Origin of the sequence: Stieleria maiorica, from assembly GCF_008035925.1 — a bacterium.
Taxonomy (GTDB): domain Bacteria; phylum Planctomycetota; class Planctomycetia; order Pirellulales; family Pirellulaceae; genus Stieleria; species Stieleria maiorica.
Map to the genome: position 1 here is coordinate 6,240,797 of NZ_CP036264.1, position 11,261 is coordinate 6,252,057.

The 11,261-nt window shown below is 56.6% G+C and carries 7 protein-coding genes; 6 read left to right on the forward strand and 1 reads right to left on the reverse strand.

Annotation, left to right across the window (positions count from 1 at the left end; genetic code table 11):
* Positions 1–3 precede the first annotated feature (3 nt).
* The 3 genes from Mal15_RS21230 (at position 4) to Mal15_RS21240 (ending at position 7,324) form a co-directional block, all read left to right on the forward strand.
* On the forward strand, positions 4–5,547 hold the full coding sequence (locus Mal15_RS21230) for a hypothetical protein (protein ID WP_147869603.1): 5,544 nt from the start codon (positions 4–6) through the stop codon (positions 5,545–5,547).
* Positions 5,548–5,681: 134 nt separating this feature from the next.
* The gene (locus Mal15_RS21235) at positions 5,682–6,242 is read left to right on the forward strand and encodes an SHOCT domain-containing protein (protein WP_147869604.1); all 561 of its coding nucleotides are present in this window, start codon (positions 5,682–5,684) and stop codon (positions 6,240–6,242) included.
* 158 nt (positions 6,243–6,400) lie between these two features.
* Positions 6,401–7,324, forward strand: a complete 924-nt coding sequence (locus Mal15_RS21240) for a PEP-CTERM sorting domain-containing protein (RefSeq protein WP_147869605.1) — start codon at positions 6,401–6,403, stop codon at positions 7,322–7,324.
* Positions 7,325–7,955: 631 nt separating this feature from the next.
* Here the strand turns inward: Mal15_RS21240 and Mal15_RS21245 are convergent.
* A complete protein-coding gene (locus Mal15_RS21245) occupies positions 7,956–8,591 on the reverse strand; it encodes a hypothetical protein (RefSeq protein WP_147869606.1) in 636 nt (211 codons plus the stop codon).
* A 365-nt stretch (positions 8,592–8,956) separates the two neighbouring features.
* Between Mal15_RS21245 and Mal15_RS21250 the strand changes: the two genes are divergently transcribed.
* The 3 genes from Mal15_RS21250 (at position 8,957) to Mal15_RS21260 (ending at position 11,259) form a co-directional block, all read left to right on the forward strand.
* Positions 8,957–9,370 carry a hypothetical protein gene (locus Mal15_RS21250; protein ID WP_147869607.1) on the forward strand — a complete coding sequence of 138 codons (414 nt, stop codon included), beginning with the start codon at positions 8,957–8,959 and terminating at the stop codon, positions 9,368–9,370.
* 179 nt (positions 9,371–9,549) lie between these two features.
* Positions 9,550–10,704 (forward strand): ABC transporter permease, encoded by a 1,155-nt coding sequence (locus tag Mal15_RS21255; RefSeq protein WP_147869608.1) that lies wholly within the window; start codon positions 9,550–9,552, stop codon positions 10,702–10,704.
* Positions 10,705–10,725: 21 nt separating this feature from the next.
* The gene (locus tag Mal15_RS21260) at positions 10,726–11,259 is read left to right on the forward strand and encodes a hypothetical protein (protein ID WP_147869609.1); all 534 of its coding nucleotides are present in this window, start codon (positions 10,726–10,728) and stop codon (positions 11,257–11,259) included.
* Positions 11,260–11,261 lie beyond the last annotated feature (2 nt).

The following is an 11,261-nucleotide window of genomic DNA, read 5'->3' on the forward strand; positions in this document are numbered from 1 at the left end:
CCGATGAAAGCCAAACTGCCCCAACTGACTTTGGCAGGCCTACTCCTGATCCCCGTCCTGTTCCTGGTCGGTTATTCGATCGCCGAGGAGACGACGGCTCCGGGGGAACTTCGCGTCATCGCGTTCCTGCCGGATGGGAAGACGCCACTGAGCTTCACCAATGGTCAAGTCAAGGTTGCAAAACCGACAGTACCCGCGGTCCAAATTGAGTTCGGTGGAACCGACAATCAAACGGGACAGCTTGAGATCAAAATCGGAAACCAGCCTGCTGTCAAGAAGCAAGCTGACCTTGACGACGAACACAGGACCATCGTCTCTCTCGCAGACTTGGACGGTGTCGAACTGGTCGAAGGTCACTATTCGATTGTATTCACTTATCATCCGACCGGCGGAAATCCATCGCTTCCTATGGCGATCAATGTCGTAGTTGACACCATCGGTCCCGTGCTTCGAACCGTTCAATCGATCGAGTTCGGCCAGAAGTTGGAGCTCAACTTTGCGGATTCGGATTTGGATCTCAATACGGTCACGTCCGGCCGATTACTCGTGCGACAAAAACTCGCCGGTCAGAATCCTCTTAGCAACCCGATCGGCTTTACCGCGAAGGAACGGCATGATCATAAGTTGCTTTTGAAGTTCGATCCTCCCCTCGCTCAAGGCGAATACCAAGTTTCATTTGCAGAAGATGACTCATCACACATCCGCGATTCCGTTAAGAACCCCATCGTCGACCCAGAGGCCAAGGCGACGTTCATCGTGTCCTACCCGCTCGCCGATACGCCGGTGATCACCGTTGTCGAAAGTGCCGAAACAAGGTCGCGCGCCGACCGGACCGGTTTGTGGGTCACGCGATCAGATGACGTCCGCGTGTCGCTTCCAAAAACTCCGTTGATTCCCGGTGGAAAGATGGCGGCCCGAGTGAATGGACAAACACAGTCTCCTAAAGACATTGCATCGTTCTTGGACGTTGGGTTGACGCGAGAAGGTGACAACACCGTGCAAGTTGTCTTCTTCGACGGTAGCGGCAATCGTGTCGGGCAATCCAATCAGGTCACGATCCAGAAAGATTCTGTCGGGCCCCGGTTGTTGCATGCCGAGGTCATCGATGTTCCTGATCGCACAGGCACGAAGAGGGTCCTGGTGGCGACGTTCGACAGCAATGATTTGACGTTGCCGGGGGTTGTGACCGCGCGGCCGATGCAAATCCGATCGAGAGGCTCTGCCAATACGTTTGGAACATCCATCACCGTGGACGCTCCGGTGCCCGACGGAAACAACAAGCTCCGACTAGAGATCGATCAGTTGCTCCCCGGGGAATACCAGTTGGTGGTGCTTGGAAGCGGACAGACCATTACCGACAGCGCCGGAAACCCTGCCGGAAACGGTCAAAACCAGGTCATCCACTTCACCATTGCGGCCGAACGAAATTTCGGCCAACACGTGGAGTTTCCGCCCTATGCCCCGCCGAAGAAGCAAGCGATTCCCGACGAAGGGTTCAACCCGGGCGATTACGTCGAAACCCGTGTCGCCCGACTGTTTTACTATCGCGACGCACATCGTGTCGCACAGATCATCAATCGCAATATCCGTTCTTTCAATCAAGCCGCGGTGACGCAGGCCGAACGACGCGCCGAAAGTGCGCGAGAGGATGCGAACGAGGCGACCGACCGACGACGACAGAAGGAACGTGAAGCGTCGGAGGCTGCCGATCAAGCTCGCGCGGCCGAGCAAAAACTCGCCCAGGCACAACAGGTCGTTGCCGACAACCAACAACTCACCAATTCCATCACCGCTGACAAGGCTCAACGGGCAAGTCTGCAAACTCAACTCGATGCGTTGCCCGCGGACTCAAGCGACCCCGCGGTCGTGGCACAGCGAACAGTGCTGATCAATCAGATCGCTATCCTCGATAACCGAGTGGTGCAAAACCAAGCATCGCTGGACCAGATCGGCGACGTCTCGGAAATCGCCGGTCGCATTCCCGCGATGCAGCAGTCCGTCGCAAATCTCAGAGAACGCGAATTGAGTCTTCGCAGCGAATGGAATCAGGCCCAAGCAGAGGAAGAACGCGCCAAGCAAAAACAATTTCGCAACGAGGTGACTGCAGCGGAAACCGACCCAGACACGTATGTCGCCGGCGATATGCACTCGGTCGATCCGGTTACCCAATGCTCGATCAGCGTTATTGGCGAGGGGTTGATCCAGATCCGCGGGCCGATCAAGGGGATCAACAAGATCCGCACGATGATCAACCAAATCGATTCGCCGGTCGGTCAAATCAAGATCGGCGTGTTCACCGTTCAGGTCAACGGGGAAGACGGTGCTAAGATGGAAAAGGTCGTCGGCGACGTGGAAAGCCACGTCGACCTGTCGCGATTCCTGGTCAACCAGTCGCTGAATCTGTTGCGGAAAGCGATTCAAAGCGAGGCCGCGATGTTGGCCGAACAATGTCAACACGATGGGCATTACCAAGTCGATCGCGACCGACGCTACCTGTACTCGTTCTTCGGCCGTGATTTCATCGACGAACTCTATGAAATGAACTCGGAGTTTCTGTTCACCGAGAACAAGGTGCTGTCCTTGCACGCGATGGACACCATCAGCCTCAATCGGGCCCTGTTCATCTTGGCCCTGGCCAAAAACGACGTCCGCGAGCGGATCGTCGCTCAGTTCTTGGAATCCGCCAAATCGGAACTGCCCGACGCCGAATATGATTTCCGCCGCTCGAGCGAGCTGCGGCCCCACAAGTCGCAGAAACATTTCCCGTTTTGGAACCGCTCACGGCTGCCGATCGCCAATCACTACAAAAAAGAAGCGGAGATCTACGAAGCGGTTCACCGCAACGCGCTCCAGCGGTATCACTTCCGCAACGTCAACGCGTTCTTTGACACCGGCTTCACCAGCCCCGACACGATGAACCCGATGCAACGCGAGTTCATCCGTTTGGCACAGATCTTCAAAGCCAGGCTCGTCGCCGAAGTCGAGCTCAAACAACGTGTCATGGAACGCGGGATGATTGAGGACCGATCGAATTTGGATGAATACAAGTTCGAATTGCTGAAGCCGGTCTTTGAGAAAACTATCCAGTTGGAAGCGCAGATAAAAACGCAGCGTATCGATGCGTTTCAAGACAATTTGCGTACCGCAGAAAGTATTCGGTTGATCCTTCAGGCAATTATGAAGGACCAGGAGCAGGTAAAGAAAGCCGTTTCAGACGTGCAGACCAGTAAAGCATCTGTCTCCGCATCGTTTTCCGAGTTCTCTTTGCAGCAAACGGTACAAGCGATTCGAAATGACTCATCAGTCGCTGCGGGGCTCGCACGAGACTTGCGGCAGCAATTGAAATCATCGGTAGAGAATACAAAAGCCGATCTCGTTGTTTTGTCGCGATCGGATTGGGCCTCCGGACGCGTTCGCAAATCAGCAATGCAGGCAATTACAGCACTTAATGAAACGCTAGCCGCAATCGAACGTCTGCCGAATGATGCACTGCAATTAAACGGAAGTGAACGCAGTGTCGTACTCGATGTGTTTAACGCAGTAGGTCAATCTATTGACAGCTTTGTTGACACTATCTACGGTGACCAAATAACAGTTCGCAACGGACTGATGGATCTGATCAATGCAGAATACGAAATTTGGGAACAGGTATCTAATTCCTTCTATGAGTTTCAGCGTCTTATCGAGTCCACTCAAGTGTCGGCTGACCGCCTGACAAAAGAGTATACTTCGCTTGTGGAAAAGCTGCAGTCCATCGAAGGTTCCCAGAAAGCTGATGACATTGAAACCCTTCTTGCAGCAACCTATCAATCAGCGATTAAGTATTTGTCAGCACCGGCGCTCTTGGAGCACGTCAAGCAACTTCAAAAGGAAACTCGCGTCGATCTCGACCATCGCAAGTTGCTGAACTACATGATCGACGAGCAGGAGGACAAGTTCATCGAGCTGGTCGAAGGGACGCGATCGCACATCGCGGTCATCGACCAGTACCTCAAGCGGTTGTCGATCGCACTCGAAGACGATTTTAAAATCCAGTTCTACGATCCCGCGTTCGTGCGAATCCGCGAAGCCGCACGCGGCTTGCCGGTCACGCTCAGCCAGGTCGAACGCACGACCATCCTGACCAACAACCGCGACTTCGCCAAAGTCGACCCGCAGGCGACGATGGAGTTTGATCTTCCCAAACGGCAGATCGCCATCAAAGAAGCCTTTGACGCTGCGAAGGCACTCGTCGAAGATACCGGCGCACTGATCAATGACCCGACGTTTTTGTCCGCGTTCCAAATGATGGGGGGAAGCACCCAACCGGCGACCGTCAAGAATCTTGTTCCCGGCCAATCGATGAGTACCGATCAGCACATCATGGGGCTGGTCCCGCCACAACCTCAGCAGAATACGCCGGGTTCGGCGCTGCAAAGTCTGGTCCCGGAACCGTCGATCTTCAAACTGGAAACCGGAACCGGATTTCAAATCCGCCCGGTCATGCAACCCGATGGCGATTCCGCCGTGTACGACTTTGATTACATGTACACGACCAACATTCGCGAACCGGTGCGGGCCGATGAAAAACATATCGGTCGCGTCAAACGACATTTTGTGCATACCGCCGTGCAATCCGGAAACTTCGAACTTCGCGAGATCAGCCGCTATCAAGTTGCGTTAAAGGTCTCCCGTACCAGCAAGGGCGTCCCGTTGCTGGAAGACATTCCGGTCGTCGGCGCTGTCTTCCGCCCCGCCCCCAGTGACGAGTCCTCATTGCAGCAAAACGTCATTTTCGGGCAGTCCAACCTTTACCCGACCCTGTTTGATCTGATGGGACTCCGTTGGGCACAGCAAGTCGTCGATCTGGACCATCTCCGTTTGATCGAATCCGAGCATGTCATTCGCGGCCGCCAGAAAGCGATGCGTGACTTCGTTTTCGGCCAGGCCTCCAAGCGGGTCGACGACTTCTTGGATGTCCGCGATAAGTCCGCGAGGAACTTCCGACCCGATCTCTATCATGAACAGACGATGACGTCGCCCTATCATCCACGCGGATATACGGTTCGCAATCCGGCAACTGATCCGACGGGCAACAACTACGAACGCGCCGATCGCCGTCCGCCAGAAATGCAAGATCCGCCGTACGATCGCTATCGACACCGGCCGGTGCACCCGGAACAAATCGGCCCGGGCGTGATCCCTGAACCGATCCTGCCACGGCGTGACGACTCTTTGCTTCCGGCGCCACTCACGCCGCCGATCGAGCTCAATGGCGGGCCGGTCGATAGCGAATTCGAATCACTGCTGAGGCGCGAGCGTGGGGTTCAACCCGATCTCGGTCAACTCGGTCGCAGCGGCGGAGCGATCCAGTTTGCCCGACCGGCCGCGGTCGTTCGCCACCTGCCTGCGGCGATTGGCCAGATCAACACACCCGTCCAGCGCAATTCGGTCATCCAAGCGGGTTTTCAAGCTTCCCCGGATGACTTGAACGCATCAACGTCCAAATGGAATTCGTTTCGTCGGCCGCCCATCCATCAGGAGTACTTGGCGCCGGAGCGCCGTTGATAATCACGAACAGGCCGCGGTCGACGTATCGTAAAGTGATGCTTGAACCACAGGGTTGACTATTTATACTTCTGCGGAGGGATTGGCGGTCAGGGTTGATCAGCAGTAATGTCACGACCTAAGAGGCAATAGAGATGGCTGTCACCGGTGAACGCATCATCCAAGTGATGAAGGACGAATTGGAGAAGAAGGGCTGTGCCTTCGATTCCGAACCGGCATCAAAGAATGTCGGATTGACCAAGAGCCAATTGACGGGATTCGTGTTTGATGCATTGAGCAGCGAAACGGACGACGAAGATTGCGTCGCGTTTGCAGTCCACGACCTTCTGGTAGGTTACAACCGCTTGCTCGACACGCCTCCCAACCGAGCCGCCATCCGGCGTATGCCTCCTCCTGGCCGCTGCGGTTTCTGGCTGAAAACACCCGAAATCGACGCAGATCCTTCCGCGGACGGCATCGAATGCCGGCTTTCAACGGAGCCTACACCGGCCGAGATCGTCAGGGTGGACCGCCCCGAATCGGTGACGCCGACGCCGAACGCCACCCCTGTCGTGGTCGCGGATTCGATGATCGGTATCGCCGATGAAATCATGAAGTTTCAATCACTTCGCGAGATGGGCGTCCTGACCGACGACGAGTTTGACGCCGTGAAGAAGCGGCTTCTGGGAAAGATCTGCCCCTCGCTGAACGCATGACGTTCTTGGAGTCGGTCGCCAGCGGCGTTTGCATCACCATGCACTTCATCTAAGGCATCGCTGTCCGTGGTTTGATGGTTTTTCAGACGGCCATTGTCACCAATGAAGGTTGTCGGAGGATGGCCTGAGACCCCATCACGCGAGGTGTCGCTGGATCGATGGTTCTTGTCATGTTTTTCAGGTTTTGGGTTGCGTCACATTTTCGGCTAATTTCAATAGCTCCTTTGGAGTGGTTTATTTACCAAAGGCTAGCGATGAGTGATGCGATGAGAGCGATTCGGTTGTTTATCATGCTCTGGGCCATGTTGTTGACCCTTGGAACGAGCACGCTTCCTGCCGGTGTGATTTACCAATCTCCCACGGGGGCTTCGCCACTGATGGGGTATATTGCGGTGGACGATCCGTCGCTGGCAGGAACGCAGTACGTGCATCCCGACATCCCTCTCGATCGATTTAACGCCAGCAATCTCATTGACGGAGATCTTGCGACCTTCAGCAATACTTACAGCGGAACTGAAGTTGCCCCGGCCACGGGAAACAACACCGCTCCACTCGATTTCGTGGGAGTCCTCTGGAACACGCCTCAGAGCAATGTCAGTTCTATACGGCTACATCATTTTCTGTTCTTCGATGGGGGATGGTTTGGGACAGTAGTGGGAGACCTGAATTTCCTCAACAGCTTTCCACCCAATTCGCTGTCGGCAAATCAGGCGGATGCCGCAGACGTCGCTGCCCCGACGGTGCAGATCACGAACGATGGTGGTACAACCTGGACGTCGATCAGTGCGAGCGACAACTATGTGAGTGTGATCCAACCGGTCGTTCTTGCGGAAAACAGTAGCCAGCCGCCCCCGGTCACGTTCAACTTCTCCACTCAGAATGGAATTGATGGCATCCGTTTGGTCGGATACGGGGGAGGAAGGTCCGATATCCCCGGTGGTCGCGATGAACAAGGCTTTATCGCAGTGAGAGAATTTGAAATCGGAGTCCAGGTCCAGACGGCGACGGTCCCCGAACCATCGTCGATGGCCCTCTGGGCAATCTGTACACTGGGAGTGGTGGCCCGGCGTCGTAGACGCTAACAGCCGGTGGTGACTTACCAAGCGCGTCGATCCGCGTCGTAGTCCAAAGCTACGGACTGGGCGATTCCGTTTCCCCTTCGTGTGTTACTGCTTCCGCCACTGGGAATGCGACCCGATAAATCTGCCCTCCTTTGACGTCGAGTTCAATTTCATCCACGACCGATTGTTCGTCGCTAACCAGTGCGACGTAGAGCTTGGTTGTCTTCCCCGGCGCGAGCCCGGGTAGTGCGTAGTCTCTGGTCGCTCCTGGCGGGATGATAGGGCTCGTCTGGTGCCGGTTGAACACAGCTCGACCGCCGAATTGCGACGTTATGCGTACAATCACGGTGTCGCTGGTCAACCGAACCGCTGTTCGTTCGTCCATGCAGCAAGGCGGAGCAGGTGGGCGACACGGCAGGCCTGTCGCGGCAGCACTCCTGCTACAGAGCCAGCTTCCGAAACAAAGCGTGATTCCCACGCTTAATGAGAGATACTTGCCTGTCCAAAACGATTTAGCCACGTCTGTCTCCCCCTCGTTTCGAATCGCTCTGAAACTCGATCGAAGGTCAAGGCTACGGCGATCCCGGCGGACAGTCAAGCAATTCGATTCGCGGCATCTCCCACGGAACCGAGCAGCACGTCACCAGCGGTATCAGTCGGCGGGCTGCTGAGGCGGGGCAAGTGCGCTCTGTGGAGACTGAATCACCGATTCCGGCAACACCTCGTCAACAGGAATGATCGGGACGGCGGGAACTTCACTGTTAACAGGTGCGAAAACCGCTTGGTGAAATCTGAAGTCCTGGGGAAATCGGATATCGTATACCTGTCCGGCTTGGGCGCCGAAGGCGTGGTGGTAATGGCGTTGATTGCCGTGCATATCTGTTTCGATCACCACGATGTCACACGGCAGGATGCGGTCGGGACGAAGCCCCGTCAAACTATAGAATCGGCTGTTGCGATGGATTCCCGCGAGTGTCTGCGGTTTGGTTTGATACCCATTGATCTCTACCTGAACGTCGTCGCGAACATGCAGTCTTAGCAGCGCGTTGTCGATGGGAGGGCAGCCGCCGCTGCGAGAACCGACCGGGGAACAGTGACCACTTGCCGTGTCAGAAACCCATGCATGGGAAAGATATACCAGAGTGGTCCTCCGAGTCGAATCCGGATTGAAATGCTGGTCATAGTACGGGTGAAAATGGCCAAACCCCACCGCATCTACCGGCGATGTTGAGATTGAGAACAGGCCTGCTAGAACCATGAAGTATGCCGAGCTTCGCATCGTGTTCATCGGGGTCTCTCTATGGTGTTCAACCATGAGCGGGTAATGGAGATGGCAGTCCGCAATGAAAGTGGAACGCACCAACCGTAGGATGGTTACGCAACAACGCAAAACTCCTGAGGGCGGTTTAGCTCCCCACCCAGAACACCCCGTACCGGTTGTCGCTGTTCTTTGGAATGTGATGGACGTCGCGGTTCACGGTGGACGAGAAACCTGCCGACGAGAATGTCGACCTGTCGTCCATAGCGGAGCAAGCATGAAATTCGAAACGGACACTTTGATTTGCCGAGTGACACTGTTTTCGCGTGTTTGCGGATCTGTGGCCTATCACTTCAAGCTTGCCGGACGGTTGATCGAGAGCTAGAATCAGACGTATGAAATCGCCCCTGTTTGCCCTGCTGTTGATCGTCAACTTGTTGGCGTGTCCGGTGCGTTGCCTGTCGTGTGAGACGACGGTGACGGGGGGGCAGGACCGCGCGGTGGAGACGTGCTCGTGCTGTTCGCATGGTGATGAAGGCCCGATCTCGGAGTTGCCAGCTTCGGAACTGCCCACCCCCTGTGGTGACGATTGCGGCTGCCAAAGCTGTTTCTGTGAAGGCGCCGTCATCCAATCCGAAGTCGAGCTGCCCGAAGCCGATTGGATCGTCAGTTGGGAACTCCCCGCTGAACCGACGACCGCTCGCATTGTCAGCCAAAAGGCCTTTTTTCACGGGCACCCGCATTGCCTGGATCGGCAACTTCTCTCTGGTCGCCAAGTGCGTGTCGCGCACCAGTCTTGGCTGATCTGAGCCGACCGCTCCCAAGGAACGTCTTCGTCGCGGTCTAACGATCGCTTCGCTGTCGTTTCGTCTTTGACAGCCACCCGTCACGCACGGCGTGACCGACTCGTCGGTGGGCGACGCTTCCCGTCTGTCCTGCGACGTGGGGGATCTGGCGCTCGGTTGTTTCACGATAGAAAGAAGGATTGATGTTGCTTCCCTGGGAATACGGTGTTCGCAATCTGGCCCGGCGGCCGGTGCGCACGGCATTGACGCTCGTCGCGCTGGCGACGGTCGTGATGCTGGTATTCGTCGTCGTCGGGTTCATCCGCGGATTGGAACGATCGTTGTCCGTCAGCGGTGATCCGAATGTCGTCTTGGTCTATTCCGTGAATTCCGAGGAAAACATCGAGAACTCGTCGATCGCTGCCAACGCACCCGCGCTGCTCGCCGCCAGTTTGGAAGGCACGGTGAGGCGGTTCGGCGCGACCCACGTTTCGCCGGAGCTGTACCTGGGGACGCGCGTCAGGACCGGCGCGTCCGACGAGGGCTTGGGATTGGTGCGTGGCGTCACGACGGCCGCGCCGTTGGTACGTCGGTCGGTCAAGTTGACTGAAGGCGACTGGCCCGCCGCCGGCGAAGCGATGGTCGGGCGGTTGGCGGCGGCAAAACTGGGCAGCTCGGACCAGGCGATGGCAATCGGAAAGACGATCGAAATGGAAGGCCGGCCGTGGACGATCAGCGGCCGATTCGCCGCCGGCGGTGCGGCCTATGAATCGGAAATCTGGTGCAACCTGGGCGACTTGCAGACGGCAACCAAACGACAGGATTTATCGCTGGCGGCGATGCTGTTGTCACCGGGAAGTTCGCCCGCGGAGGTCGCGCTGTTTTGCAAAGAACGCACCGACCTGGAGCTCCGGGCAAACCGCGAAACTGATTATTACGCGACCCTGCAGCAACACTACAAACCCGTTCGCGTGCTGGCATGGTTGGTTGTCGCTTTGGTGTCCGGTGCCGGCGTGTTCGCGGGATTGAACATGATGTACGGGGCTGTGGCCGGACGAGTCCGTGAGATCGCGACCTTGCAAGCGATCGGGTTCCGACGACGCGCGATCCTGGTCAGTTTGATCCAGGAGGCGGTCCTGTTGGCCGCCGCCGGTTCGTTGTTGTCCGGAGTGATCGCGCTGGCGCTTCTCAACGGCATGGCCGTGCGTTTCACGATGGGAGCGTTCACGTTGCGAATCGATGGCGTCGCCATCCTGATCGGATGCGGCGTCGGTTTGTCATTGGGCGTCTTGGGCGCGTTGCCCCCGGCGCTAAAAGCGTTGCGATCTCAAGTCGCAACAAGTTTGAAAGCAGTTTGAGATTTACCAAGGAGTTTTAGAATGAAGAAGTTTTTCAATCTCGGTTTGGCGGCATTGTTCTTGATCGCAACCGGTTGTGGCGAAACGTCGGAGGTCACGTCACAGACCAGTCAAAACGCGGCCGACGCGGGTGCGGCAACGTCTGCCTATCTGGCCGAAAGCGAGCCCGCAGGGGCGATGCCGGTCGGGAAGGCGCGCGAATCAATCGAAGACGGCCAGGACGTGACCTTGGTCGGTTTGATCGGCGGATCGAGCGAACCGTTCGTCGAAGGACTGGCGGCATTCACCGTTGTTGATCCCAAAGTGCCCCATTGCGCGGCCGATGAAGGCTGCCCGACCCCGTGGGATTACTGTTGCGAAACCGATGCGGTCAAGGACAACATTGCGACGGTGAAAGTCGTCGACGAATCGGGCCACCCGGTCGCCCAAGACGCCCGCGCGATTCTCGGCGTCAAAGAACTGTCCACCGTCGTCGTCAGCGGCAAAGCCAAACGTGACGACCAAGGCAATTTGACGGTCGCAGCCAATCAAGTCTTTGTGCGACCGGGCGAGTGATC

Excerpts from the sequence above, each read along its gene's own strand:
- Mal15_RS21230 (WP_147869603.1), top strand. The coding sequence starts at position 4 with ATGAAAGCCAAACTGCCCCAACTGACTTTGGCAGGCCTACTCCTGATC.
- Mal15_RS21235 (WP_147869604.1), top strand. The coding sequence starts at position 5,682 with ATGGCTGTCACCGGTGAACGCATCATCCAAGTGATGAAGGACGAATTG.
- Mal15_RS21240 (WP_147869605.1), top strand. The coding sequence starts at position 6,401 with ATGGTTCTTGTCATGTTTTTCAGGTTTTGGGTTGCGTCACATTTTCGG.
- Mal15_RS21245 (WP_147869606.1), bottom strand. The coding sequence starts at position 8,591 with ATGAACACGATGCGAAGCTCGGCATACTTCATGGTTCTAGCAGGCCTG.
- Mal15_RS21250 (WP_147869607.1), top strand. The coding sequence starts at position 8,957 with ATGAAATCGCCCCTGTTTGCCCTGCTGTTGATCGTCAACTTGTTGGCG.
- Mal15_RS21255 (WP_147869608.1), top strand. The coding sequence starts at position 9,550 with ATGTTGCTTCCCTGGGAATACGGTGTTCGCAATCTGGCCCGGCGGCCG.
- Mal15_RS21260 (WP_147869609.1), top strand. The coding sequence starts at position 10,726 with ATGAAGAAGTTTTTCAATCTCGGTTTGGCGGCATTGTTCTTGATCGCA.